This window comes from Pseudomonas sp. LTJR-52, from assembly GCF_003691465.1.
Lineage (GTDB): Bacteria > Pseudomonadota > Gammaproteobacteria > Pseudomonadales > Pseudomonadaceae > Chryseomonas > Chryseomonas luteola.
This window is the reverse complement of sequence record NZ_CP033105.1, coordinates 3270014-3295110: the sequence shown is the minus strand read 5'-3', so window position 1 is coordinate 3295110 and position 25097 is coordinate 3270014. Positions and strand designations below refer to the sequence as shown.

24 protein-coding genes are annotated in these 25097 nt (G+C 55.7%); 20 read left to right on the top strand and 4 right to left on the bottom strand.

Features of this window, described 5'->3' with window-relative positions:
- Positions 1-93 precede the first annotated feature (93 nt).
- The 12 genes from EAW52_RS15420 to EAW52_RS15365 all read left to right on the top strand — a co-directional run bounded on the left by EAW52_RS15420 (position 94) and on the right by EAW52_RS15365 (position 14402).
- Positions 94-1398 (top strand): homoserine dehydrogenase, encoded by a 1305-nt coding sequence (locus EAW52_RS15420; protein WP_122043133.1) that lies wholly within the window; start codon positions 94-96, stop codon positions 1396-1398.
- Positions 1399-1456: 58 nt separating this feature from the next.
- Positions 1457-2866: a threonine synthase gene (thrC, locus tag EAW52_RS15415; RefSeq protein WP_122043132.1), complete on the top strand. Its 1410-nt coding sequence runs from the start codon at positions 1457-1459 to the stop codon at positions 2864-2866.
- A gap of 94 nt (positions 2867-2960) precedes the next feature.
- Positions 2961-4103, top strand: coding sequence for a diguanylate cyclase (locus tag EAW52_RS15410; protein WP_256680601.1), 1143 nt, complete (start codon positions 2961-2963; stop codon positions 4101-4103).
- 62 nt (positions 4104-4165) lie between these two features.
- Positions 4166-4705 (top strand): YaeQ family protein, encoded by a 540-nt coding sequence (locus EAW52_RS15405; protein ID WP_010797600.1) that lies wholly within the window; start codon positions 4166-4168, stop codon positions 4703-4705.
- A gap of 113 nt (positions 4706-4818) precedes the next feature.
- Positions 4819-6534: a single-stranded-DNA-specific exonuclease RecJ gene (gene recJ / locus EAW52_RS15400; RefSeq protein WP_122043130.1), complete on the top strand. Its 1716-nt coding sequence runs from the start codon at positions 4819-4821 to the stop codon at positions 6532-6534.
- A 98-nt stretch (positions 6535-6632) separates the two neighbouring features.
- The gene (locus tag EAW52_RS15395) at positions 6633-7736 is read left to right on the top strand and encodes an NADH:flavin oxidoreductase/NADH oxidase (RefSeq protein ID WP_074827610.1); all 1104 of its coding nucleotides are present in this window, start codon (positions 6633-6635) and stop codon (positions 7734-7736) included.
- A 154-nt stretch (positions 7737-7890) separates the two neighbouring features.
- On the top strand, positions 7891-8607 hold the full coding sequence (locus tag EAW52_RS15390) for a tellurite resistance TerB family protein (RefSeq protein WP_019366562.1): 717 nt from the start codon (positions 7891-7893) through the stop codon (positions 8605-8607).
- A 387-nt stretch (positions 8608-8994) separates the two neighbouring features.
- Positions 8995-10090 (top strand): peptide chain release factor 2 gene (gene prfB / locus EAW52_RS15385; RefSeq protein WP_100217761.1). Its coding sequence is split into 2 segments (ribosomal slippage): positions 8995-9066 and positions 9068-10090, totalling 1095 coding nucleotides; the frame shifts between segments, so codons are not numbered across the junction.
- A gap of 62 nt (positions 10091-10152) precedes the next feature.
- The gene (lysS, locus tag EAW52_RS15380) at positions 10153-11655 is read left to right on the top strand and encodes a lysine--tRNA ligase (protein WP_122043129.1); all 1503 of its coding nucleotides are present in this window, start codon (positions 10153-10155) and stop codon (positions 11653-11655) included.
- A gap of 143 nt (positions 11656-11798) precedes the next feature.
- Positions 11799-13094, top strand: a complete 1296-nt coding sequence (locus tag EAW52_RS15375) for a flavohemoglobin expression-modulating QEGLA motif protein (protein ID WP_122043128.1) — start codon at positions 11799-11801, stop codon at positions 13092-13094.
- A 38-nt stretch (positions 13095-13132) separates the two neighbouring features.
- A complete protein-coding gene (locus EAW52_RS15370; protein ID WP_122043127.1) occupies positions 13133-13870 on the top strand; it encodes a TIGR00266 family protein in 738 nt (245 codons plus the stop codon).
- 25 nt (positions 13871-13895) lie between these two features.
- The gene (locus tag EAW52_RS15365; RefSeq protein ID WP_122043126.1) at positions 13896-14402 is read left to right on the top strand and encodes an O-acetyl-ADP-ribose deacetylase; all 507 of its coding nucleotides are present in this window, start codon (positions 13896-13898) and stop codon (positions 14400-14402) included.
- Positions 14403-14456: 54 nt separating this feature from the next.
- Here the strand turns inward: EAW52_RS15365 and EAW52_RS15360 are convergent, their stop codons facing one another.
- The 3 genes from EAW52_RS15360 to EAW52_RS15350 all read right to left on the bottom strand — a co-directional run bounded on the left by EAW52_RS15360 (position 14457) and on the right by EAW52_RS15350 (position 16305).
- The gene (locus EAW52_RS15360) at positions 14457-15230 is read right to left on the bottom strand and encodes an OmpA family protein (protein WP_122043125.1); all 774 of its coding nucleotides are present in this window, start codon (positions 15228-15230) and stop codon (positions 14457-14459) included.
- Between the two features lie 46 nt (positions 15231-15276).
- Positions 15277-15720 carry a DUF4398 domain-containing protein gene (locus EAW52_RS15355; RefSeq protein WP_026004043.1) on the bottom strand — a complete coding sequence of 148 codons (444 nt, stop codon included), beginning with the start codon at positions 15718-15720 and terminating at the stop codon, positions 15277-15279.
- Between the two features lie 246 nt (positions 15721-15966).
- Positions 15967-16305 (bottom strand): pilin assembly protein, encoded by a 339-nt coding sequence (locus EAW52_RS15350; RefSeq protein ID WP_122043124.1) that lies wholly within the window; start codon positions 16303-16305, stop codon positions 15967-15969.
- Between the two features lie 123 nt (positions 16306-16428).
- Between EAW52_RS15350 and ppc the strand changes: the two genes are divergently transcribed.
- From ppc to EAW52_RS15310, 8 genes are all read left to right on the top strand, one after another.
- Positions 16429-19068 (top strand): phosphoenolpyruvate carboxylase, encoded by a 2640-nt coding sequence (gene ppc, locus EAW52_RS15345; RefSeq protein WP_122043123.1) that lies wholly within the window; start codon positions 16429-16431, stop codon positions 19066-19068.
- A gap of 275 nt (positions 19069-19343) precedes the next feature.
- Positions 19344-19991 (top strand): adenylate kinase, encoded by a 648-nt coding sequence (gene adk / locus EAW52_RS15340; RefSeq protein ID WP_010797616.1) that lies wholly within the window; start codon positions 19344-19346, stop codon positions 19989-19991.
- A gap of 161 nt (positions 19992-20152) precedes the next feature.
- The gene (locus tag EAW52_RS15335) at positions 20153-20341 is read left to right on the top strand and encodes a CsbD family protein (protein WP_010797617.1); all 189 of its coding nucleotides are present in this window, start codon (positions 20153-20155) and stop codon (positions 20339-20341) included.
- A 95-nt stretch (positions 20342-20436) separates the two neighbouring features.
- Positions 20437-21114 carry a tRNA (adenosine(37)-N6)-threonylcarbamoyltransferase complex dimerization subunit type 1 TsaB gene (gene tsaB, locus EAW52_RS15330; protein ID WP_074827590.1) on the top strand — a complete coding sequence of 226 codons (678 nt, stop codon included), beginning with the start codon at positions 20437-20439 and terminating at the stop codon, positions 21112-21114.
- Positions 21115-21274: 160 nt separating this feature from the next.
- Entirely contained in the window at positions 21275-21631 is a 357-nt protein-coding gene (locus EAW52_RS15325; protein WP_010797619.1) for a hypothetical protein, read from the top strand.
- Positions 21632-21637: 6 nt separating this feature from the next.
- Positions 21638-22495, top strand: coding sequence for a DUF72 domain-containing protein (locus EAW52_RS15320; RefSeq protein WP_074827587.1), 858 nt, complete (start codon positions 21638-21640; stop codon positions 22493-22495).
- 46 nt (positions 22496-22541) lie between these two features.
- On the top strand, positions 22542-23234 hold the full coding sequence (locus tag EAW52_RS15315; protein WP_122043122.1) for an extensin family protein: 693 nt from the start codon (positions 22542-22544) through the stop codon (positions 23232-23234).
- Between the two features lie 60 nt (positions 23235-23294).
- The gene (locus EAW52_RS15310) at positions 23295-24080 is read left to right on the top strand and encodes a class I SAM-dependent methyltransferase (protein ID WP_122043121.1); all 786 of its coding nucleotides are present in this window, start codon (positions 23295-23297) and stop codon (positions 24078-24080) included.
- 3 nt (positions 24081-24083) lie between these two features.
- Here the strand turns inward: EAW52_RS15310 and EAW52_RS15305 are convergent, their stop codons facing one another.
- On the bottom strand, positions 24084-25088 hold the full coding sequence (locus EAW52_RS15305; protein WP_122043120.1) for an AbrB family transcriptional regulator: 1005 nt from the start codon (positions 25086-25088) through the stop codon (positions 24084-24086).
- Positions 25089-25097: the final 9 nt, after the last annotated feature.

Sequence of the window (25097 nt, the reverse complement as noted above, 5' to 3'; positions counted from 1 at the left end):
GTGGCAGCCAAGCGGCGTGCTTGAGGTAAACTCCGTTTCCAAGTTTTTATCAGCCCGGGTGTTCTACCGAGGCCTACAACAGGGGAATAAAGCGTGAAACCGGTAAAAGTGGGTATTTGCGGACTGGGTACCGTGGGTGGCGGTACTTTCAATGTGCTCAAACGAAACGCTGAAGAGATTGCACGTCGTGCCGGCCGTGGTATTGAAGTAGCACAGATTGCTCAGCGTCGTCCTAATCCCAAGTGTGATACCGGTATTACCCCGATTACCGACGATGTGTTCGCTGTGGTGGATAACCCGGAAATCGACGTGGTGGTCGAGCTAATTGGTGGTTACACAGTGGCCCGTGAATTGGTCATGCGTGCAATCAACAACGGCAAGCATGTGGTTACCGCAAACAAGGCGTTGATCGCGGTGCATGGCAACGAGATTTTTGCCAAGGCGCGTGAAAAAGGCGTCATCGTAGCCTTCGAAGCGTCGGTTGCTGGAGGCATTCCTGTTATCAAAGCTGTGCGTGAGGGCCTTGCGGCTAACCGCATCAATTGGGTGGCGGGAATCATCAACGGTACTGGCAACTTTATCCTGACCGAAATGCGCGAAAAGGGCCGTACGTTCGAAGACGTACTCAAGGAAGCCCAGGCGCTCGGTTATGCCGAGGCGGATCCAACCTTTGATGTTGAAGGTATCGATGCGGCGCATAAACTTACCATTCTGGCATCCATTGCCTTTGGTATTCCGCTTCAGTTCGATAAGGCCTACACCGAAGGCATTACCACGCTGACCACGGCCGACGTTGGTTATGCCGAGGCGCTGGGTTACCGCATCAAGCACCTGGGCGTTGCGCGCAGCACCGAGAAGGGTATTGAGCTACGTGTTCATCCCACCCTGATTCCAGCCGATCGCCTGATTGCCAACGTAAATGGGGTAATGAACGCCGTCATGGTCAACGGTGATGCGGTGGGTTCGACACTGTTTTATGGCGCAGGCGCTGGTATGGAGCCAACGGCTTCTTCCGTAGTGGCTGATCTTGTCGATGTGGTACGTGCCATGACGTCAGATCCGGAAAATCGCGTTCCGCACCTGGCCTTCCAGCCTGACGCTTTGTCCGATCATCCGGTATTGCCTATCGAAGCCTGTGAGAGCGCCTACTACCTGCGTATCCAAGCCAAGGACCATCCAGGTGTGTTGGCCCAGGTGGCAAGTATCCTGTCGGAGCGTGGCATTAATATAGAGTCGATCATGCAGAAGGAAGCCGAGGAACATGACGGCTTGATTCCCATGATTCTGCTGACCCACCGGGTACATGAACAGCATATGAATGAAGCCATCAAGGCGCTTGAGTCACTTGAGGATGTGGTAGGGGCTGTTGTTCGTATCCGAGTCGAACATCTGAACTGATCCAGGCCGGCCGGATAATGGATCCGGCTATCAGCTGCTCTAATTGAAGGTTAAATCGATGCGTTACATCAGCACCCGCGGCAATGCGCCAGCGTTGAATTTCGAAGACGTTCTGTTGGCTGGCCTGGCCAGTGACGGAGGTCTGTATGTGCCGGAAAATCTGCCGCGGTTTACTCAGGAAGAGATTGCTTCCTGGGCTGGGCTGCCTTATCACGAGTTGGCGTTCCGCGTCATGCGCCCGTTCGTTGAGGGCAGTATCAGCGATACCGACTTCAAACAGATTCTTGAGGAAACGTATGGCGCATTCGCTCACAGTGCGGTTGCGCCGCTGCGTCAGCTTAATGCCAATGAATGGGTGATGGAACTTTTTCATGGCCCAACCCTGGCGTTCAAGGATTTCGCATTACAGCTGCTGGGCCGTCTGCTGGATCATATTCTGCTCAAGCGGGATGAGCGCGTCGTGATCATCGGCGCTACTTCGGGCGATACGGGGTCTGCTGCTATTGAGGGCTGCCGTCGTTGCGAGAATGTAGACATTTTCATTCTGCATCCTCACCAGCGTGTATCTGAGGTCCAGCGCCGTCAGATGACGACCATCCTTGGCGAAAATATCCATAACATCGCCATCGAAGGCAATTTTGATGATTGTCAGGAGATGGTGAAGGCGAGTTTTGCCGATCAGAGCTTCCTCAAGGGCACGCGTCTGGTTGCCGTAAACTCGATCAACTGGGCGCGCATCATGGCCCAGATCGTTTACTACTTCCATGCAGCGCTGCAGTTGGGTGCCCCGGCGCGCTCCGTAGCATTCTCGGTTCCGACCGGTAACTTTGGCGATATATTCGCAGGATACTTGGCGCGTAACATGGGGCTGCCTGTAAGTCAGCTTGTTGTAGCAACCAATCGCAACGATATCCTGCATCGCTTCATGAGCGGCAACCAGTATTTCAAGGAAACGTTGCACGCCTCGCTATCGCCCTCCATGGATATCATGGTGTCGTCCAACTTCGAACGTTTATTGTTCGACCTGCACGGACGTAACGGTGTGGCGTTGGCCGAGCTGATGAGCACGTTCAAGGCCACGGGCAAGCTCTCCGTTGAAGAGGATCGTTGGGTTGAAGCACGTAAGCTGTTTGACTCATTGGCGGTAAGTGATGAAGACACGTGCGCTACCATCGCTGATGTCTTCAAGCGTACCGGCGAGGTGCTTGATCCGCATACGGCAATTGGTGTCAAGGCGGCGCGAGAGTGTCGTCGTAACCTGTCTACGCCGATGGTAGTGCTAGGAACAGCACACCCCGTCAAGTTTCCTGACGCGGTCGAGAAGGCCGGTATTGGTAAGGCGCTGGAGCTTCCGGCTCACCTGAGCGATCTATTCCAACGCGAGGAGCGCTGCACTGTGCTGCCTAACGCCATTGAGGCGGTACAGGCTTTTGTCGCTCAACATGGTAATCGCGGCAGGCCGCTCTAAATAGCGTTCAGGGGCGGATGCTGTTCTGGCATTCGCTCCTGACCAGCTTCCCCTTGCTCGTTTGATTGACACGCGTGCTGCCAGGAGGGCTGCCGTGACTTTGAGCATGCCTACGCTACTTGTGACCAATGTGTATGTACTCGTTCTGCTTGGCGTGCTGATGCTATTTGCATGGGCAAGAGGGAGCCGCGAGGCAACTCTGGGCTTTCTGTGCGTGATGCTATGGTCGGGCGCGCTGGGGCTGGTAATAGGTAGCCTGCGTGGACGAGGAATGGATGCGTTGCCTATCATGCTGGGGAACGTGCTTGTTCATGTCTGTTATGCCATGGGGTGGACTGCCATGCGGGCTTTTTCCGGGCGACGAGTACTCTGGTCCGGAGTGTGGGCTGGAAGTGTCCTATGGTTGCTTGCCTGTCTAATTCCCGCATTTTATGGCTCGCTGGCCGCGCGAATTCAACTGAGCTCGCTGGTAATTGTCAGCTATACCGTGTTGGCAGGTTATGAACTCTGGCGCTCCCGGAACGAAAATCAGGTATCGCTGGCGGCCTTGTTCAGTCTGTTTGGATTGCACAGTGCTTTTTATGTCGGTCGTTTCTTTCTGGATCGCTCACTGCCGTTCGCCGGGGAAAGTCATGGAATCGACTTTGCGGCGTTTCTGCTGCTCGAGACCTTGTTGTACAGCATTGGTCTGACGTTTGCGGCGACAGCCATGGTGCAGCAACGAACGGAGAGGCGTTACCGGCAAGCCTCGTTGACGGACTCGCTGACAGGTATTGGCAATCGACGGTTCTTCGTCGAAGACAGCGAAAACATGCTGCGTCACTGCCAGGTTCAGCATAGCCCTGTGACATTGCTACTGTGTGATATGGATAATTTCAAACAGCTCAATGACAGGCATGGTCATCAGGCTGGAGACCAAGCATTGGTAGCCTTTTGTGAGGTGGCCAGGATGCGGCTTCGAAAACGTGATGTTTTTGGTCGTTTGGGCGGCGAAGAGTTTGCGTGCCTGCTACCAGACACCACTACTGAAGCGGCGTATCAAATGGCTGAGCGGATGCGGAAGGAATTTGCTTCATGCTCACGGGTAGCAGGGGTTTCCTTGAGTATCAGCATTGGTGTAGCCAGTTCGGCGGAGGCGGGTTATGTGCTTGATTCGCTGATTGCCCTGGCTGATAAGGGATTATATGAAGCCAAGGGGCTCGGCAAGAATCGAAGTGTCATTAGCCAGCCTGTCTGAGCAAGCCACTTTTCAGGCGTTTTCACGGTACACTGGTCAGCTTTACTTTCGAGCGGACATTCATGGCCCTGCAAGCCACGCCTTATAAAGTTGAACTTAACCTGACGGATCTGGACCGCAGCGTCTACGAGAACCTGCGTTTTACCGTTGCTCGTCATCCCTCCGAAACCGAAGAGCGTCTGGCTGTGCGCATCCTGGGGTACGCCTTGTGGTACGGCGAGCAGCTTGGGTTTGGTCGGGGACTTTCCGATGTAGATGAGCCTGCCCTTTGGGAAAAGAGTCTCGATGATCGTGTACTGCATTGGATTGAAGTTGGGCAGCCTGATGCTGAGCGCCTGGTCTGGTGTTCTCGGCGTGCGGAGCGGGTCAGCTTGCTTGCCTATGGCAATTTGCGGGTCTGGCAGAGCAAGGTAGTCGATTCGGTGAAGATGTTGAAGAACCTGAACATTGCAGCGGTGCCTGTTGAGCCGCTGGCTGCATTGGCTACTGACCTGCCACGCTCGATCAGTTGGAGCGTAATGATCAGTGAGGGGACTGTGTTCGTGACGGACGAGCGTGGTCAACACGAGCTTCATCTCGACTGGTTGATGGGTGAGCGTTGATTCATCGGAAAACACTTTAAAAGCCATGGAAGCAGACGCATCTTGAATCTATCCATGGCTTGAGCCGTCTGTTCGGCCTGTTCTCTATTTCTGTTGTAATACTTGAGTAATCGATGCGTATCGAACTTCGTTCCCTGCCGGATGAATTGCCCGATCTGGGTGATCTTCCGCCGCTACTGACCCGTCTTTATGCCGCGCGTGGCGTGAAGAGTGCTGATGAGCTTGAAAAAGGGCTGGCGCGGTTACATCCCTATCGGTTGTTCAAGGGGATGGATGACGCCATCGAATTGCTGGTCGATGCGCTGGCCAAGCGTCAACGCATTCTGGTCGTGGGTGATTTTGACGCTGATGGCGCAACCGCTACCAGTGTGGCTGTTCTTACCTTACGCAGCCTGGGCGCCGCTTGGGTCGATTACCTTGTTCCCAATCGCTTTGAATACGGGTATGGGCTAACGCCTGAAATCGTCGCGGTTGCCCGGGAGCGCCAGCCTGATCTACTGGTGACCGTGGATAACGGAATTTCCAGCATAGACGGTGTCGAAGCCGCCAAAGCCGCAGGAATGCGCGTGCTGGTGACCGATCACCATTTGCCGGGCCATGAGTTACCTGCTGCTCATGCGATCGTTAACCCCAACCAGCCTGCCTGTGAGTTTCCCAGCAAGTGCATTGCTGGCGTGGGCGTTATCTTCTACGTGATGCTTGCACTGCGGACGCGGCTGCGTGAAGAGGGCTGGTTCGATGCGCTGAACATAAAAGAACCTAATCTGGCTGAGCTGCTGGATCTGGTTGCGCTGGGCAGTGTTGCCGACGTGGTCCCGCTGGACGCCAATAACCGGATTCTGGTCCATCAGGGATTAGCGCGTATACGTGCCGGTCGCGCTCGTCCGGGGCTTAGAGCATTGCTGGAGGTAGCTGGGCGGCAGCCGGGTAAGATTACTTCTACTGACCTGGGATTCATTCTGGGGCCGCGCCTCAATGCGGCGGGGCGGCTGGATGATATGTCGCTTGGAATCGAGTGCCTGCTGTGCGAGGACGAAGCCCTTGCACGAGACATGGCCGTCCAGCTGGACCAGCTCAATAAGGATCGAAAGCTGATCGAGCAGGGCATGCAGCGTGAGGCCTTGGCGCAGCTCAAGGAGTTACCCAGGGACGATATGCCGTTCGGATTATGTCTGTTTGATCCCGAATGGCATCAGGGCGTCATTGGTATTCTGGCGTCTCGTCTCAAGGAACGTTACCACCGGCCCACGCTGGCCTTTGCCGATGCCGGTGACGGCATGCTCAAGGGCTCGGCGCGTTCGGTTCCAGGGTTTCATATCCGTGATGCGCTGGATGCTGTTGCGGCGCGTCATCCTGGGCTGATCACTAAGTTCGGCGGGCACGCCATGGCAGCGGGGCTATCACTGCCTCAAGAGAATTTCGGTGCGTTTGCTGCGGCTTTCGATGCGGAAGTCAGACGGCATCTAATCGAGGATGATCTGACAGGGCGTTTGCAGTCGGATGGTTCGCTGGAAACCTGCGATTTTCAACTGGAGATTGCACGTGCACTCAAGCATGCTGGCCCCTGGGGGCAGCATTTCCCCGAGCCGATGTTTCACGGTGTGTTTGAGGTCGTGCAGCAGCGTATTGTAGGTGAGCGGCATTTGAAGCTGGTCTTGAAGAGTGAGTGCGGAAGCATCCAGCTGGACGGCATTGCGTTCAACATCAATCGCGAGGTCTGGCCGAATCCGCAAATTCGCTGGGTCGAAGCTGCCTACCGCCTGGATGTGAACGAATTTCGTGGTCAGGAAAGCGTGCAGCTGATTGTGGTTCACCTGACGCCAAAGTGAAGTAATAGGCCTCATAAAAATAGTTGCATTGCTATCGAAATGATCATTCCGGCAAAGTAAGGCTCTAATAGATTCAAGTCATTGTGCCGAGAGCGATCATGAGCAAACTTTTTGAGCCTTTTACCCTTCGCCAACTGACGCTTCCGAATCGCGTTGTGGTTTCCCCCATGTGCCAATATTCGAGCGAAGACGGTTTCGCCAATGATTGGCACTTGGTCCACCTGGGCAGCCGTGCCGTTGGTGGCGCGGGTCTGGTCATCAGTGAAGCTGTTGCCGTTACGCCAGAAGGTCGTATTACTCCGCAGGATCTGGGTCTATGGAAGGACGAGCAGATCGAGCCGCTGCGCCGCATCACTCAATTCATTCAGTCACAGGGCGCGGTACCAGGTATCCAGATTGCCCATGCCGGGCGTAAAGCCAGTACGTGGCGTCCTTGGGAAGGCAAGCACGGCAGCGTTCCTATCGCTGAAGGTGGCTGGGTTCCCGTAGCTCCGTCAGCGATAGCCTTTGACCCCCAGCACACACGTCCTACCGAGCTGGATGCTGAGGGTATTGCCGGTCTCACCAAAGCCTTTGTCGCAACAGCCGAGCGCGCACTGGCTGCCGGGTTCAAGGTTGCGGAAATCCACGCGGCCCACGGTTATCTGCTACATCAGTTTCTTTCACCGATTTCAAACCAGCGTAGTGATCAATACGGTGGCAGCTTCGATAACCGTATACGTTTCCTGTTGGAGGTTACACAAGCCATTCGGGCAGTCTGGCCTGATGAGCTGCCTGTCTTTGTTCGGTTATCAGCAACCGATTGGGTCGAAGATGGCTGGAATGTGGACGAGACGGTAGAGCTGGCCAAGCGCTTGAAACCCTTGGGTGTCGATCTGATTGATGTCTCCTCGGGAGGTACTGCGGCAAACGCCGAAATCCCGGTAGGCCCAGGTTATCAAACGCAATTTGCAGAGCGGGTTCGCAAGGAGGCTGATATTGCCAGTGGCGCCGTTGGCATGATTACCGATGCAGCCCAGGCTGAGCACATCATTCGTACCGGTCAGGCCGATGTGGTACTGCTGGCACGCGAACTGCTGCGTGATCCGCACTGGCCGCTGCAGGCCGCTGAAGCATTGCGCGACAAGGTTTCCTGGCCCGCACAGTACGTTCGCGCGGCACACCGGGATACGCCCCTTCGCAAGCCGCTATCGTTCGATTGACCCTGTCAGGGCGAGCTTCCAGTAGGTTCGCCCTGTTTAATCCTCCCTCCAAGCGTCCCTGCAATATCTCGCAGCAGAAGAGCGCTCCGCTGCATGAACCATCTGCCGGTGTGTCTTGCCCTAATAGGTATCTGCCATTATCTGGAGAGCAATGATGCAAACACGTGGCCTGCTGGATCAATTACTCAAGACAGGGCAGGACATGCTCGCCAAGCAGGGCGGCCTGTCCGGTGCACTTGGAAAGTTGAATCAAGGTAATACGAAGTCTCAAACCCCTTCGTCGAAAGACCCTCTGGGCGGCATGCTGTCGAGTGCGGGCGGCGGAGCGCTGGCCGCTAGTGTGTTGGGGATGCTTTTGCGCGGCAAGGGCGCCAGCCGTATGGGAGGTGGCCGGATGGCCAAGTATGGTGGGCTGGTCGCGCTGGGTACGCTGGCCTACCAGGCTTATACAAACTGGCAGAAAAGCCAGGCCAATGCGCCTCAGACCGAGCCTCAGACAGTGGATCGTGCGCCGGAAGGAAAGGTGGAGCAGCACAGTCAGGCCATTCTGAAGGCACTTATTGCGGCAGCCAAGGCAGACGGGCATATCGATGATCAGGAGCGTAAGCTCATTGATGACGAAATGAATCGACATGCAGATGATCCTGAGCTTCAGAATTGGCTGCGTCAGGAAATCAATAAGCCACTGGACCCTGCCGAAATTGCTGCCAGCGCCAAGACGCCGGAAATGGCTGCCGAGATTTACCTGGCAAGTCTGTTGATGGCCGATGATCAGCAAGTGATGGAAAAGGCCTATCTCGACGAGCTGGCGCGTCATCTAAACCTGGATCCCGCCCTCCGGGCTGAGCTGGATAGCAAGGCCAAGGGCTGATCATGCGTCCGGGCCGTCTTGCTCGGCGGTCTGGCACATCAAGACATATTGATGTTTGCCGGGGGCAGTCTGGTGGTAGGCCTGCTCTTCCTACGTGAGACCCGCCACGTCGATATCCATGCAGATTGAGCGCGCTGCGAAGTTCAGGTCGGCTGCGTAAGCTGCACTATATACGTTGCGCTACCTGAATCGGACGTGCTGTGACGGTAAACGCCAAGCGGCATGAGTCGACCGGAGCCTGCAGCAGTGCTTTTCTATGCTGCTGTAGGCCATTCGGAGGGGCTGAATAACGGAGGGACGAACAAATACCCGCAAAGGCTGCCGGATCGGAGCCGGTTGCAGTATACTCGCAGGCTTTTCCACGTTTTCCGCGAGTGATTGCCAGCCATGGAAATCAACCCGATTCTGAACAGTATCAAAGACCTCACCGGACGTACCCAGACCATTCGGGGGTATCTTTGACTACGATCATAAAAAAGATCGTTTGACCGAAGTTGAGCGCGAGCTCGAAGATCCAAGCGTCTGGAACAAGCCTGAGTACGCTCAGAGCCTTGGCAAGGAGCGCGCCCAGCTGGCTCAGGTAGTCGAAACCCTTGATGAGCTTTCCGGTGGTCTGGCCGATGCAAACGACCTGCTGGAAATGGCTGCCGAGGAAAATGACGAAGGCGCTGTCAATGATGTGGCCACCGAGGTCGAGCGTTTGCGCGAGATTCTCGAGAAGCTCGAGTTCCGTCGCATGTTCAGTGGCGAGATGGATCCGAACAATGCCTACCTCGACATCCAGGCTGGCTCCGGCGGCACTGAGGCTCAGGATTGGGCCAATATGCTGCTGCGCATGTACCTGCGCTGGGCAGACAAACACGGCTTCGAGACGACCATCATGGAGCTCTCCGAAGGTGAAGTGGCAGGGATCAAGGGCGCAACCGTTCATGTGAAGGGTGAGTATGCGTTCGGCTGGCTCAAGACTGAAATCGGCGTACATCGGCTGGTTCGCAAGAGTCCATTCGATTCGGGCAACCGCCGCCACACGTCGTTTACAGCCGTCTTCGTTTCGCCGGAGATCGATGACAACATCGAAATCGAGATCAACCCAGCCGACCTGCGAATCGATACCTACCGTTCCTCCGGCGCGGGTGGTCAGCACGTTAACACCACGGACTCGGCGGTGCGTATCACCCACGTGCCCACCAACACGGTGGTCAGCTGCCAGAACGAGCGTTCCCAGCACGCCAACAAGGACACCGCCATGAAAATGCTGCGGGCCAAGTTGTATGAGCAGGAAATGCAGAAACGTACGGCCGCTTCCCAGGCGTTGGAAGACTCCAAGTCCGATATCGGCTGGGGCCACCAGATCCGCTCCTATGTACTCGACCAGTCTCGGATCAAGGATCTGCGTACCGGCATCGAGAACAGCAACTGCGATGCGGTACTGGACGGCGACCTGGACGAGTTTATCGAGGCCAGCCTCAAGCAGGGCCTGTAACACTACCTTAAACGCCCTCTCCGACAGGAGAGGGCTGATCCCGTGATGGAAATACCCAGACCATGAGCGAACAACCTTTAGACCAACATGCCCAAGAGCAGGAACACAACAAGCTGATTGCCCAGCGCAAGGAAAAGCTTGCAGCCCTGCGCGCCGAGCAGCGCATCGCGTTCCCGAATGACTTCCGCCGCGACAGCTACTGTGCGGACCTGCAGAAAGCCTATGAAGGCAAAAGCAAGGAAGAGCTGGCCGAAGCGGGCATCAAGGTCAAGATTGCTGGCCGCATCATGCTCAACCGCGGTGCGTTCATGGTTCTTCAGGACATGACCGGCCGGCTTCAGGTTTATGTAGACCGCAAGAAGCTGCCAGCGGAAACGCTGGAAGCCATCAAGACCTGGGATTTGGGCGATATCATCGCGGCCGAGGGCACACTGGCCCGCTCCGGCAAGGGCGACCTGTATGTAGACATGGACAATGTTCGTCTGCTGACCAAGTCTCTGCGTCCTCTGCCTGACAAGCATCACGGCCTGACCGATACCGAGATGCGCTACCGTCAGCGCTACGTCGACTTGATCGTCAACGACGACGTCCGCCATACGTTCCGTGTACGCTCGCAGGTGATCGCTCACATTCGCCAGTTCCTGCGGGATCGTGACTTCCTCGAAGTCGAAACGCCCATGCTGCAGACCATCCCAGGCGGTGCGGCGGCCAAGCCCTTCGAGACGCATCACAATGCGCTGGATATCGATATGTTCCTGCGTATCGCTCCAGAGCTTTATCTGAAGCGCCTCGTAGTAGGTGGCTTCGAGCGCGTGTTCGAGATCAACCGCAACTTCCGTAACGAAGGCGTATCGACTCGGCATAACCCCGAATTCACTATGCTTGAGTTCTACCAGGCGTATGCCGATTACGAAGACAACATGGACCTGACCGAGGAATTGTTCCGCGAGCTGGCCATGGCGGTTCTGGGTACCACCGATGTGCCATACCAAGGCAAGGTCTTTCACTTCGGTGAGCCGTTTGCACGCTTGTCCGTGTTCGACTCGATCCTGAAGTACAACCCCGAGATCAGCGCTGATGATCTGCGTGACATCGAGAAAGCACGTGCGATTGCCAAGAAGTCCGGTGCGGACGTCAAGGGCTTCGAAGGGCTCGGCAAGCTACAAACCATGATTTTCGAAGAGCTGGTCGAGCACAAACTGGAGCAGCCTACGTTCATTACTCAGTATCCGTTCGAAGTCTCTCCGCTGGCCCGTCGTAACGACGACGATCCAAGTGTGACTGACCGCTTCGAGCTGTTCATCGGTGGCCGTGAAATCGCCAACGCCTATTCCGAACTTAACGATGCGGAAGACCAGGCTGAGCGCTTCCACGCTCAGGTGGCCGATAAGGACGCCGGTGATGACGAAGCCATGCATTTCGATGCCGACTTCGTGGCGGCGCTGGAATACGGCATGCCGCCAACGGCAGGTGAGGGCATCGGTATCGACCGTCTGGTCATGCTGTTGACCGACTCTCCGTCGATCCGTGACGTAATTCTGTTCCCGCATATGCGCCCGCTGTAAGCAGTTGCTGTAAACAAAGAACCGCCTTTATGGCGGTTCTTTTATTTCTGGCGTACCGAGATCTGTCGAACCGCCGTCTACCCAGACAGTCGATACGCTATCCTGCATACGTCAGGGTTTGTCTTCCCTGTAATGAGGTGGGCATGAATTCACGCAAGGTGAAAAACCAGTACCAAGAGACGATTCGCACGCTTTCCGATCGTATCGTGGCGGCCCAGGCCCCCATCCGGATTCTCGATGCGGTGAAGTGGGATGATGAGGTCAAACAGCGCTTTCTCGATGGCAAGGGCAAGATGCTACCCCCGGTGGATCGCGCCTACTATGAACAGCGGCCGTTGGGGTTCGACCCGGATGAGGTCAAGGGCGAGTTTCAAAGCATCGAGCGGGAAGTGACCCGGCACCTGGGGCAATTCAGCCCGGTGGGGCAAATCATGCGGCGTATGTGCCGTGAGTACCGCATGGTCGTGCGGATGCTTCAGGCGCGAGGGACGCGAGATTTTGGCCTGATCTCGCAGGAGCTCTATGGGGCGGCGTCCGATGCCTTTCATGCCGGTGACCCGACCCTGGCTGATCTAGGCATGATGATGTCGGACTATCTGAACAACATCGATAAGCGCAGCGATCTCAAAGACGAGCCCAAGACACTCACCGCCAAGGAAGCTGCACCGATGCTGCAGCAGCGTCTGAATGCAGTGTTTGGAGAAGACGAAGGCACTATCCGTGTGTTCGAATCAGATGGAATCGTTGCCGACGCTGCCGCAGGTGCGGATTACATCAAGATTCGGGCGGACGCCATGTTCAACGAGCGCGATATTCGTGCGTTGGAGGTTCATGAGGGGTTGGTCCATGTCGGGACAACACTGAACGGTCAGAATCAGCCGATCTGCACCTTTCTCTCGAAAGGACCGCCATCGTCCACCGTTACGCAGGAAGGCTTGGCTATCCTCATGGAGGTCATTGCCTTTACTTCTTACCCTTCACGCCTGCGCAAGCTAACCAATCGTACCCGTGCTATTCACATGGCAGAGGAGGGTGCTGATTTTCTGGATGTCTTCCGATTCTATGAGGAGCAGGGTTACAGCCTGGAGGATGGTTACCAGAATGCCAGTCGCGTATTCCGCGGTTCTACGCCTTCCGAGTTACCGTTTACCAAAGACCTCTCCTATCTCAAGGGCTTCATTCTCATCTACAACTACATTCAGCTGGCCGTTCGTAAGGGCAAGGTAGAGCAGATTCCCCTGTTGTTTTGTGGCAAGACCACCCTGGAAGACATGCGCATCCTGAGCCAGCTGGTTGAAGAGGGTCTAGTCGCGCCGCCCAAATACCTGCCGCCCCAATTCCAGGATCTCAATGCCTTATCGGCCTGGATGTGTTTTTCCAACTTCCTGAACCATCTCAGCCTGGATCGAATCGAAGCGGATTACGCCAATATCATTTGACCACGCCGACGCCTTGTGTCGGCTTACAGGAGTAAGCCATGCCCAGTCATGAGATCGATTACCGCATCATTGGCGAGTCCATGCAGGCGGTGGAAATCGGACTTGATCCCGGCGAGACCGTTATCGCCGAGGCAGGTGCCATGACCTATATGGAAGAAGACATCGATTTCACTGCCCGCATGGGGGACGGATCCGGCGGAGTGCTGGGCAAGCTGTGGAGCGCTGGTAAACGCATGATGGGCGGCGAATCGCTATTCATGACGCACTTCACTAATGAGGGAAAGCGCAAGCGTCATGTAGCCTTCGCTGCGCCTTATCCAGGACACGTTGTGCCGGTTGACCTCTCAGCTATTGGCGGTACGCTTTTCTGTCAGCGCGATGCCTTCCTCTGTGCTGCGCTAGGTACGCGTGTAGGCGTAGCGTTTAACCGCCGCCTGGGGGCCGGCTTCTTTGGTGGTGAGGGTTTCATCCTGGAAAAGCTGGAAGGCGATGGTCTGGCCTTCATGCATGCGGGCGGTACGGTCATTCGCAAAGAGCTCAATGGGGAAACGCTCCGGCTTGATACCGGGTGTCTGGTTGGTTTTACCGAAGGTATCGATTACAGCATTGGCTTGGCAGGCGGCCTACGCAGCATGCTGTTTGGCGGTGAGGGCTTGGTGTTGGCAACCTTAAAAGGACACGGCTCCGTATGGGTCCAAACGCTCCCTTTTTCACGTCTCGCTGAGCGCGTCTATGAAGCAACGACCAAGGCGCAAGGCGAGAAAGGCAGTGAATAGCCATTCATTGCTCGTAGAGGTTTGAATGAAAATTCGGGTATGGCAAGGGGATATTACCGCGTTGGATGTTGATGTCATCGTCAATGCGGCGAATGAGCGTCTGCTAGGCGGGAGTGGCGTTGATGGCGCGATTCACCGGGCAGCGGGTCCTGAGCTCTTGGAGTATTGCCGACGACTGGGCGGATGCCCGGTTGGAGAGGCCAAGCTTACGCCTGGTTTCAATCTTCAGGCCCGCTTCATCATTCATACCGTCGGGCCGGTTTGGAGCGGAGGCAATTCAGGTGAACCCGAGCAGTTAGCGCGGTGTTACCGAAACACGTTGGCGCTGGCTGAAAGTATCGATGCCCGTACCCTGGCCTTTCCTGCGATCAGCTGTGGTGTCTATGGATATCCTGCGGAGCAAGCGGCACGCGTTGCGGTATCCGTTCTCCAAGAGCCCAGACCGGAAGGCAGCTCGGTTCGTGAAGTCATCCTCGTAGCGTTCTCCACTGAAATGGCAGAGGTATTAACTAACGCTACGCTCATTGATTGATCACCCGCCCATAAAAAAGCCCGACATTAGCCGGGCTTTTAGGACGGTCACCTATTACATGCGTGGTGCAACCGGATTCGCGTCGTTGGAAATAGTAACCTCTACGCGACGATTCATGGCGCGATCAGCTGCGGTAGAGTTGCTAGCTACCGGGAATGCCTTGCCATAGCCTCGGGTTACGATGCGATTAGGCGATATGCCCATGCTGACCAGCGCGGTCTTGATAGCATTCGCACGGCGCTCGGACAGCTGCTGGTTGTATGAGTCGGAGCCAGTGCTATCAGTGTAGCCTTCAACAATGACCTGACGTTCTGGGTTCTGCTGCAGGAAGCTGGCTAGCTGCTGAACGTTGGTCATGCCTGCGGGCTTAAGTGTGGCCTGGTTCAGATCGAATAGTACGTTGCCAAAGGTTACGACAGTACCACGATCCGTCTGCTTGGCGTTAAGCTGGCTTTGCAGCTGCTTGAGCTGCGCAGTACGGGCATCCAGACGAGCCTGGGTACGCTGTGCGTCAACGCCTTGCAGTTGCTGCTCGGTCATGCGCAGTTTGACAGTTTGCATGGCCAGTTGAATGCGCTGGTTGGCCAAGTACGCTAGCTGGTCGACTTTCTTTTCATTCTCGCCTTCACGGTAAGCACGGCTGGCTTTATCTACCCAATCGCCTGCATCTTTGGTTTCCAATGCCGCTAATTGAGAAGCTTGGGGCTGTGCCTGCAAGGCAGCATAGTCAGCCTGGGCCTTCTCAAGGTTCGGGTTTGGTGGAGTCGAACAGGCAGCCAGGGCGATGCTCAGGGCAGATACGGCAGGGATAAGAAACTGTTTACGCATAACATTCATCCTTTAGGCATAAGACGGGAATAGGGGATGGGTCAGCTTATTGCTGGCGTTGGTTCTGCTTTTGCTGCAGCTCGCCGTTGATCATCCCTTCCTCGCGGATCTGCTGAATGCTCTTCTGAGCGTCCTGGAGGGCTGCATCAGCCTTGGCAGCCTGGGTCTTGCGAGTTGCAAGACGTGCGTCCCACTCGGCCTGCTCAGCCAATTGCTTGGCCTTTTCGTAGTTCTTTTCGTTCAGTGCTGTTTGAGCCTGTGTCCACTTGTCCTGGGCGGATTTAGTTTCCAGCGGAGCGTACTGGTTACCGCCACCACTTACCGCTTCATTGACTGCGGATTGAGTAACGGCCATCTGCTCACTAGGCGGATCACCTGCGCAGCCGGTTAGGATCAGTGCACTGCCTAGCGCCAGTGCAGCGAATTTCAGACCACAGGCCTTTTGTATCGATTTCTTGGCAGTCAATGTATTCATAGGGCTCAGCTCCATTAATAGTCCAAACAGCTAAATTGTTCCCTGGCTGACAGGGTGGCCGAGGCCTTTTATTACCTTCGCTATTTATCGGATCGAAGGTTATTGACAAAAAAGCCTCTTATTTACTGACTAACGTATGGACCGCTTCAAGTCACGAAATGTTCATCCTTTGTCTAAAAATCCATAGCACGCTAAGCGGTAAAACAGCATTTCAATCTAGCTAATGGCTTGTTCTGGCTAGAGTTATTGTGCGTCTGCCGATCATGTGGACGAATCGTTTTTGTTGAGCTCAGCAAGGTACTTCTTCGACAGTTCCAGAAAGCGTGGCGTAGGGCCAACATCTTCATAAAGTGGATCACCCAGCTCGTCCGTTGCTACGACTCGCTGTCCCTTGACATAGGGAAAACTGGCTTCAAGTTCCTCTAGCGCCGCGCCTACCAGCTCAGCCAAGAGTTCTTCTACGCTACGCTTTGGATACATTTCGTGGAGGGCATGCAACCGGGCCGCGGATTCAAGGTCCAGAACCAAGTTGTAGTGTGCGTGGGCCATACGGCCTGTAGCGTTCTGCTCCCATTCCTGTACGAGCTCGCTGATCTTCATGAGAATCTCCTTCGCCTGACCGTTTCGTTGCAGTTCTACAAAAGCTAGACAGCAGAGTGTCGTACGAGGTCCCTGGCGCAGGTGTGCTAGAACAACAAAGAGAACAACGAAAGAGGGATAAACATGGTCGTCGAGATTGATGTTCGTCTGCGGGAAGATGTTCACCGACTGGGAGAGCTGTTAGGGCAGACCATTTCCGATCAGTATGGTCCTGCCTTTCTGGAAAAGATCGAGCGTATCCGAAAGGGCGCGAAAGCTTCGCGTGGCGGGTCGCTCCGTGGCGAAAGACAGCTGTCTGAGACGCTCAATTCGCTGGATGAGTCCGAGCTGCTACCAGTTGCCAGAGCCTTCAACCATTTCCTGAACCTGGCCAATATCGCCGAGGAGTATCACCGTATCCGTCGGCGTGGTGCTGACGAGCCGGCACCGCTGGAAGACCGGGTGCTCCAGGAAGTTCTGTCCCGGCTTAAACAGGCGGGGCACACTGGGCCAAAGCTTGCCGAGCAGCTGTCTCAGCTGAGTGTCGAGTTAGTTCTCACGGCGCATCCAACGGAGGTTGCTCGCAGAACGTTGATTCAGAAGTACGAGGAGATTACCGAGCAGCTGGCAGCCCAGGATCACGATGATTTGACGGCTGCCGAGTGGCACGAGGTGCACCAGCGACTGCGCCGCCTTATTGCGGAAGCCTGGCATACTGAAGAGATTCGCCGACAGCGGCCCACGCCTGTCGATGAGGCCAAATGGGGATTCGCAGTTATTGAAAACTCGCTTTGGCATGCAATACCCAGACTGCTGCGACAAGTAGACGAAACCTTACAGGAGGCTACTGGAGAACGTCTGCCGTTGCTGGCAACGCCTGTTCGATTCGCTTCCTGGATGGGCGGCGATCGTGATGGGAATCCGAATGTAACGGCTACGATAACGCGCGAAGTACTGCTGTTGGCACGCTGGATGGCGGCAGACTTGTACATGCGTGATGTAGACCGCCTTGCATCGGAGCTTTCCATGCAGCGTGCCTCGGCTGAACTCATGGCAGAGGTAGGTGATACACCTGAGCCGTACCGCGCCCTGCTCAAGCAACTACGCGAGCGACTCAAAGCCACGCGCGACTGGGCTGCCAGAGCCGTTCATGAGCCTCATATCCCCAGCACAGGGGTGCTTGAGCACAATGAAGAGCTCCTGGGACCTCTCAAGCTCTGCTATGAGTCGCTCCATGCCTGCGGAATGGGCGTTATCGCTGACGGGCCGTTGTTGGATGCGTTGCGTCGCGCTACTACCTTCGGACTTTTCCTGGTGCGGCTGGATATCCGTCAGGATTCGACCCGCCATGCGTCAGCCATGAACGAAATTACAGAATATCTGGGGCTTGGCAGCTATGCCGAATGGGATGAAGCGCGTCGGCTGACGTTTCTGGAGACCGAGCTTTCCAATCGCAGACCCTTGCTGGCACCGGATTACACGCCCTCGGCAGACACTGCCGAAGTGCTTGCAACCTGCCGTGTAATTGCCGAGTCACCTGCAGCAGCGCTGGGGTCCTATGTGATATCGATGGCGGGCTCAGCGTCAGATATCCTGGCCGTGCAACTCTTGCTCAAGGAAGCAGGCGTACGTCGACCCATGCGGGTGGTACCTTTATTCGAGACACTGGATGATCTTGATCATGCAGGCGAGGTCATTGAAAGCCTGCTGGCGCTGCCAGGCTATCGCGAACGGCTTCAGGGACCCCAGGAGGTCATGATTGGCTATTCCGACTCGGCCAAGGATGCAGGAACCCTGGCTGCGGCCTGGGCGCAGTACCGTGCCCAGGAAGCCTTGGTAGACATCTGCAGTCGGCAGGGTGTTGAACTCATCCTTTTCCATGGGCGCGGAGGCACGGTGGGACGTGGTGGCGGTCCTGCCCATGAGGCGATCCTTTCGCAGCCGCCAGGTTCGGTCTGCGGCCGTTTCCGGGTAACGGAGCAGGGCGAGATGATACGCTTCAAGTTTGGTCAGCCCGATATCGCGCGGCAGAATCTCAACCTTTACCTAGCTGCTGTCTTGGAGGCTACATTACAGCCGCCTCCAGTCCCTGAGCCGGAGTGGCGGGCTGACATGGATCGTCTGGCTGCAGACAGCCTGAAGGCTTATCGTGGCGTGGTACGGGAGCATCCCCAATTCGTTGACTACTTCCGCAGGGCTACGCCTGAGCAGGAACTGGGCCGTCTGCCCTTGGGCAGCCGCCCGGCGAAGCGTCGTGAGGGCGGGGTGGAAAGCCTGCGTGCCATCCCTTGGATTTTTGCCTGGACACAGACCCGCCTGATGCTGCCTGCCTGGCTAGGCTGGGAAACAGCGTTGGCTAGGGCCCTGGAGCGGGGTGATGAGCAGCGGTTACAGCAGATGCGTGAGTGCTGGCCGTTCTTTCGTACTCGCATCGATATGCTGGAAATGGTTTTAGCCAAGGCTGACGGAGACATTGCCCGGCTCTATGACGAGCAGTTGGTGCCGGAGCAGTGGCGTGCGCTAGGGCAAGAGCTCCGCGACCTGTTGTCGCAGGCGGAGCGCTCTGTATTGCGTCTGACCGGTCAGGGCGAGCTGCTGGCTCACAACCCTCAAACGCGGGCGTTTATTGCCGTACGTAACATCTACCTTGATCCGCTACACCTGCTTCAAATCGAGCTGCTGGAACGTTCTCGGCAGGCTGGAGAGGGCACGGCAAGCCCCCTGGATCAGGCCCTGCTGGTCAGCGTTGCAGGCATTGCGGCAGGCCTTCGCAATACGGGTTGAGGGCCGGTCCTGTTGTTTGAAAACGTCCTGTCTGCTCCTCATGAGGGAGCAGCAGGACGGTCAGCCAGGCAATCCTTCCATTTCATCTGGAAAGCACGAATAAATCCCTGCGACTTTTAGTGGCTTGTGCCCCCTCGTGATGCTGTGTATTTTGAATCCCCTTGACCGTCAAACGGCCAAATAAAACATCGAGACAGCCTGAGGATCGCAATGGCTCTGTTGAGCGGGCCACTTCAAGGCAAGTCCTGGATACCATCATTTAAGGAGCGACGTGCATGCGCGTGATACTGCTAGGGGCGCCCGGTGCCGGTAAAGGTACTCAGGCTCGGTTCATTACCGAGAAGTTTGGCATTCCGCAAATTTCCACTGGGGACATGCTGCGTGCTGCCGTCAAAGCCGGGACTCCGCTAGGTCAGCAGGTCAAAGGCGTCATGGACAGTGGTGGCCTGGTTTCCGACGAGATCATTATTGCCCTGATTTCCGAGCGTATTCTGGAAGCCGATTGCTCCAACGGCTTCCTCTTTGATGGTTTCCCTCGCACCATTCCACAGGCCGAAGCGCTGAAGAATGCTGGCGTCACCATCGATCACGTGCTTGAAATTGCCGTGGATGATGAAGAGATCGTCAAGCGTATGTCGGGTCGTCGCGTACACCCGGCTTCAGGTCGTGTGTACCATACGCTCTACAATCCGCCGAAAGTCGAAGGTAAGGACGACGAAACCGGAGAGGATCTCGTTCAGCGTGAAGATGACAAAGAAGAAACCGTACGTAAGCGTCTCGATCTGTACCATTCCCAGACCAAGCCGCTGGTAGACTTCTACCAGAAGCTAGCAGACGCTGAAGGCACGCCGAAGTGCAGCCGGGTTGAAGGTGTCGGGTCCGTCGAATCGATTACGGCCAAGGTACTCGAAGCGCTCAAGTAAAGGCGTTTCTATCTGTTGCCAAACGGTCCTTTCAGGGCCGTTTTTAGTATCTGAAGGGAAAATGCAAAAAACCAAAAGCCAGCCTCTCAAATAAGAATAGTTGAACTCCTTTGTCTTGCGCTCAGTCCTAATAAGGCACACAACGAAATTAGGAGAACGCTATGAGCAGCACAACAGATAAGATCAAAGGCACTGCGAACGAAGTAGCGGGTAAAGCCAAGCAAGGTGTAGGTGAGGCCACCGATAATCAGAGCCTCAAGAATGAAGGCGATACCCAAGAGATCAAGGGTAAAGGCCAGAAAGTGGTTGGCGATGTCAAAGATGGCGTCAAGAAAGCCGGCAACCTGTAAGCATTAGAGATTCGATCAACGGCCATCTTCGGATGGCCGTTGTCGTTTCTGGAACTTATACTGGCAGACTTTGCTGTTTTGTCTGGATACCACCGATGCCTACGCTGTTGGCCATTGATACTGCTACCGAAGCTTGTTCTGTTGCGCTCCTCCATGAAGGAAGCGTCATGTGCCGCTATGAAGTGATTCCCCGTATGCATGCACAGAAAGTGCTGCCCATGGTTCAAGAACTCATGGCTGAATCAGAACTTGCGCTAACGGCCATAGACGCCATCGCATTCGGTCGCGGTCCTGGCGCATTTACCGGCGTGCGTATTGCGATTGGTGTTGTTCAAGGCCTGGCTTTCGGTCTGGACCGGCCAGTGCTGCCGGTGTCCAATCTGGCTGCACTGGCGCAGCGGGCTTATCGTGAGCGAGGCGTTAATCAGGTAGCCGCCGCTATCGATGCACGTATGGATGAGGTCTACTGGGGTTGTTATCGCTTGGAGCAAGAGGTGATGCAACTGGTTGGAGTTGAAGCGGTGCTTCCTCCCGAGCAGGCGCAGCTTCCAGCAGGCAGTGCAGGAGAATGGTTTGGGGCCGGTACAGGATGGGGGTATGTTGGCCGCATAGCCGCTTCTGTTGCCGAAACGGATGGTAATCTTCTGCCCCATGCCAAGGATATCCTGACCCTGGCGACGTATGCATGGAGTCAGGGAGGCGCCGTATCAGCAGAAGAAGCGCAGCCTGTCTATTTGCGTGATCAAGTTGCCACGCCTAAGCAGCCACGCTGATCCGGCCTCGACAGCAACAGGCGACAGGCGGTAAAACCCTGTGTGTATTACTGAGTTCAATAGATGAACTGCTGATTTCATCGACCGTATGGTATTTGAGATAGTTTGCTAAGCGCAGGCGATCTCATACAGTGGCGATACTGGCAAAAGGGCATTAATCATGCGTATCGATAGCTACACTTCCTCTTACTCATTAGATCGTCCTGGTCGTAATCGGGCGGACAGCTCGTATCATGAGATACAGAATGAGGAAGAAGTCCGTCGTGAGCAGCCCGCTACGGGTAATGTTTCCTCGCAGGGGTTGGGTACTGCGCCACTGATTCGCAGAGTCGAGTCAACCCAGCCAGATGATGAAGTGACCAGTGATGCTCAGCTGCTGACAGCGCGGGAATATGTTCTCTATGAACAGCCGATCAGCGCCCGTAGCGCACGTGCCATTGCCAGTTACGACAGTATTGCCATGCTGCCACGAGATACCGGGGCCGCTCAGGTAGTAGGCCTGGACTTTTATGTCTGAAGCTTGATGCTGCCTTATTATATTGGTTGCCCATCATGGAGTGATCCTCACTGGCGAGGTTCACTCTATCCAGCATCTACACGATCCTCGGAGTTTCTTCCGCGCTATGCTCAAGTGTTTAACGCGGTAGAGGGAAACACCACGTTCTATGCCGAGCCCTCTGTCGAGACGGTATCGAGATGGGCTGAGTTGATGCCGGATCACTTTCGCTTCTGCGCCAAGTTTCCTCGCGAGATCAGCCATGACGGTGATCTAAGAGCCTGCTTATCCCATGCGCATTCCTTCATGCAGTTGCTGGTCCCGTTAGGGAGGCGTGTCAGCCCATACTGGCTTCAGTTTTCTTCAAGCTTTGGTCCGAATCGACTGGCCGAGCTGGCTGATTTTCTGGATGCACTGCCTTCCTCAGGGCGAATAGCAGTAGAGGTGCGACATGACGATTTTTTCAGCAAGGGTATGGCTGAGCGTGAGCTCAACAATTTGCTGATGGCCAGAAATGTCGAGCGTATCGGGCTGGATTCCCGTGCCTTGTTCAGTAGCGAACCGGTCTCCGATGTCATTCGTGACGCGCAAGCCAAAAAGCCTCGCGTGCCTGTCCGTGTTCCTGCTTTTACCCAATCACCACAGATCCGCTTCATTGGTCGGTTGGAACTTGAGGCCAATGATATCTATCTAGAACCTTGGGTGAATAAATTTGCAGAATGGATCAAGGAAGGGCGTACCCCTTACATATTTCTGCATACACCTGACAACCGTCATGCTCCTGAACTTGCCATGCGTTTTCATGCGCAACTGCAGGAGCGCTTGCCGGAACTACCGCCATTGCCAGTCATGGCTGAGCCTGTCGAGCAGCTAGGCTTGCTGTAAGCCAGATCATATACGCCAGTCATGACCGCTCACCGTCAGGACAGGTATGCGTTACGTCTTTGCTCTAATGTGCTTGATCATTCTGGTGGCCGGGGTCGGTCTGGCCTATGACTGGATCCGTGTTCCGCCTCAATGGAATCCATTTAAGCCGCTTGATGTGCGACAGCCACCCAATTTTCTGACCCGATACAAGCTGATGAGGCTGCAACACGATCCTGAGCTATGCGCACAGGCGTTGCAGACGTCACCGCTGCGCTACGCCCAGATGCCTGCTAATGCCGGGACCAAGCAGTGCCCGCTGGAGAATGTCGTTAGGGTGCAACGCTCCAATGTAGCCTTCAGCGGCAGTTTCCTTGCGACATGTCCTTTAGCAACAGCCTACGCCTTGTTTGAACTGCACACGTTACAACCAGCAGCAGAGGCCGTTTTCGGGCAGCGTGTCGTCAGTGTCGAGCATTTTGGAAGTTTCGCCTGCCGCAATATCTATCATCGTGCCAATGCCCGTCGTAGTGAGCATGCTACCGCCAATGCGTTGGACTTGGCTGGCTTTCGCCTGGAGAACGGACAGCGCATTACCGTAGCGCGTGATTGGAAAGGGGACGATAGCAAGACACGGTTCTTACATTTGCTTCGAGAAGGAGCCTGTAAATCCTTTAACACGACGCTGTCTCCAAATTACAACGCGGCGCACCATGACCACTTTCATCTCGACATGGGGGGCTTCCATGTGTGCCGTTAAGCGTGCCTATCCGGCAGCGCTCTGGCAGAATGCGGGCTTTGTTTCTTGATTGACCTTGTCATGATTACTGATCCAAGTGCTGTCGCCGTTTCCATCCAACCGCTTGATGCCGCATGGCAGGGACAGGCAGATGCCTTGGGCTTGCAGCTAGGCCTGCCTGTCACCCAAGCGCCTGAGACGGATTTTGTGCTTCAGTTGGGGGCGTCGGGTCTTCAACTGGTTCAGCGTGGCCCAGATGCGCCAGGACCGGTGCGGGTTGATCTTTTGGAAGGTGCAGCAGCGCATCGGCGACGGTTTGGAGGCGGCAGTGGGCAGATGATTGCCAAGGCTGTCGGTGTTGGCACAGGCATACGTCCGAGTGTACTCGACGCCACGGCCGGCCTTGGCCGTGATGCCTTCGTTCTGGCGACGCTGGGCTGCGCGGTCACATTAATCGAGCGCCAGCCCTTGATTGCTGCTCTGCTTGAGGACGGTCTAAGGCGTGCAACAGGCGACGAGGAAGTCGGCGCTATCGTGGCGCGCATGACCCTTCTCAAGGGAAATGCCATTGAGTTGATGCGGAAGATGGATGAGGCACCTCAAGTGATCTACCTCGATCCCATGTTTCCCCATCGTGATAAGTCGGCGCTGGTAAAAAAGGAAATGCGCATTTTTCGTCCCTTGGTAGGTGATGATCCTGACGCACCAGCCTTGCTTGAGGCTGCCCTCGGGTTGGCCAGTCATCGCGTGGTGGTGAAGCGTCCACGCAAGGCGCCTCCTATCGAGGGGGCGAAGCCCAGTTATAGTCTGGATGGCAAATCCAGTCGCTACGATATTTATCCCAAAAAGGCGTTGGGCAAGGGCTAATCGCTAGTCAGTCGCTCGGCGCATCCAGAGCCGGTAGACCGGTTGTGCCAGGAAAAGAACCAGCAGCAGCCGAAGCACCTGCATGGCGGTGACCAGCGGTACCAGCAAATGCAATGCTTCGGCGGTCAGGCTCATCTCGGCGATACCTCCAGGTACCATCCCCAGCAAAAGCGAGCGGGCATCGAGTCCGGTCAACCAGCCCAGTCCCATTGCAATAGGGGTGGCAATGAGGATGGCCACGCAGGTAGCCAACACCGTGCGTGCCATGAAGGCGGGCGCCTGGCGAAAGAAGGGGCGATCGAAATAGCATCCTAGTGAGCTGCCAATGAGCCACTGGCCGATGTCCCCCGCTCCTGCAGGTAAGCCGATATTCAAATTGAATGTCACGCTGGCTGTAATGCTGGTCAGGAGAGCGCCCAATTGCCAGGCGTTTGGCAGTCGCAGCTTTTGAAAGATGAATGCCAGACCGGCACCGGCCACCATGATGGGCAATAACCAATAAAAACTGACTTCAATAGTGTGCGAAACAAGAGCATGCTCGCCACCAAATAAATACTTGTAAGCTGCCGGAACGCTTAACAGCACAAACACCATTCTCAAGCTCTGAGCAGCGGCCACTCGAGCCAGTACGGCGTCATTGCGTTTGGCCAGATTGACCATTTCATTGGCGCCCCCAGGCATGCTGGCAAAAAAAGCAGTTGCATGGTCCTCGCCGCTGCGTCGCAATAACACGATGCCTATCACACTAGCGGTGACGGTCAGCACCGTGCCAAGCACAATGATCAGCGCGTGCGCTGCAATCTGTTCAACAATGGTCTGGTTGAAGTGTAGGCCAATGCCTGTGGCGATCACCCATTGGCCTCCTTTGCGCGCGTGAGGCATTTCCTGAGTCAGCCAGCCACAGCAGCGGATAGCGATAACTCCAAGCAGTGAGCCGATCATCCAGGGAAGGGGCCAGTGCGCTAGACTGGCCAAGTATCCTCCGGCTGCTCCGGCTAGGGGAGTCATCCACCAGGG

Coding starts and splice junctions, on each gene's coding strand:
- thrC (WP_122043132.1), top strand. CDS start 1,457: ATGCGTTACATCAGCACCCGCGGCAATGCGCCAGCGTTGAATTTCGAA.
- EAW52_RS15405 (WP_010797600.1), top strand. CDS start 4,166: ATGGCCCTGCAAGCCACGCCTTATAAAGTTGAACTTAACCTGACGGAT.
- recJ (WP_122043130.1), top strand. CDS start 4,819: ATGCGTATCGAACTTCGTTCCCTGCCGGATGAATTGCCCGATCTGGGT.
- EAW52_RS15395 (WP_074827610.1), top strand. CDS start 6,633: ATGAGCAAACTTTTTGAGCCTTTTACCCTTCGCCAACTGACGCTTCCG.
- EAW52_RS15390 (WP_019366562.1), top strand. CDS start 7,891: ATGCAAACACGTGGCCTGCTGGATCAATTACTCAAGACAGGGCAGGAC.
- lysS (WP_122043129.1), top strand. CDS start 10,153: ATGAGCGAACAACCTTTAGACCAACATGCCCAAGAGCAGGAACACAAC.
- EAW52_RS15375 (WP_122043128.1), top strand. CDS start 11,799: ATGAATTCACGCAAGGTGAAAAACCAGTACCAAGAGACGATTCGCACG.
- EAW52_RS15370 (WP_122043127.1), top strand. CDS start 13,133: ATGCCCAGTCATGAGATCGATTACCGCATCATTGGCGAGTCCATGCAG.
- EAW52_RS15365 (WP_122043126.1), top strand. CDS start 13,896: ATGAAAATTCGGGTATGGCAAGGGGATATTACCGCGTTGGATGTTGAT.
- EAW52_RS15360 (WP_122043125.1), bottom strand. CDS start 15,230: ATGCGTAAACAGTTTCTTATCCCTGCCGTATCTGCCCTGAGCATCGCC.
- EAW52_RS15355 (WP_026004043.1), bottom strand. CDS start 15,720: ATGGAGCTGAGCCCTATGAATACATTGACTGCCAAGAAATCGATACAA.
- EAW52_RS15350 (WP_122043124.1), bottom strand. CDS start 16,305: ATGAAGATCAGCGAGCTCGTACAGGAATGGGAGCAGAACGCTACAGGC.
- ppc (WP_122043123.1), top strand. CDS start 16,429: ATGGTCGTCGAGATTGATGTTCGTCTGCGGGAAGATGTTCACCGACTG.
- adk (WP_010797616.1), top strand. CDS start 19,344: ATGCGCGTGATACTGCTAGGGGCGCCCGGTGCCGGTAAAGGTACTCAG.
- EAW52_RS15335 (WP_010797617.1), top strand. CDS start 20,153: ATGAGCAGCACAACAGATAAGATCAAAGGCACTGCGAACGAAGTAGCG.
- tsaB (WP_074827590.1), top strand. CDS start 20,437: ATGCCTACGCTGTTGGCCATTGATACTGCTACCGAAGCTTGTTCTGTT.
- EAW52_RS15325 (WP_010797619.1), top strand. CDS start 21,275: ATGCGTATCGATAGCTACACTTCCTCTTACTCATTAGATCGTCCTGGT.
- EAW52_RS15320 (WP_074827587.1), top strand. CDS start 21,638: ATGCTGCCTTATTATATTGGTTGCCCATCATGGAGTGATCCTCACTGG.
- EAW52_RS15315 (WP_122043122.1), top strand. CDS start 22,542: ATGCGTTACGTCTTTGCTCTAATGTGCTTGATCATTCTGGTGGCCGGG.
- EAW52_RS15310 (WP_122043121.1), top strand. CDS start 23,295: ATGATTACTGATCCAAGTGCTGTCGCCGTTTCCATCCAACCGCTTGAT.
- EAW52_RS15305 (WP_122043120.1), bottom strand. CDS start 25,088: ATGACTCCCCTAGCCGGAGCAGCCGGAGGATACTTGGCCAGTCTAGCG.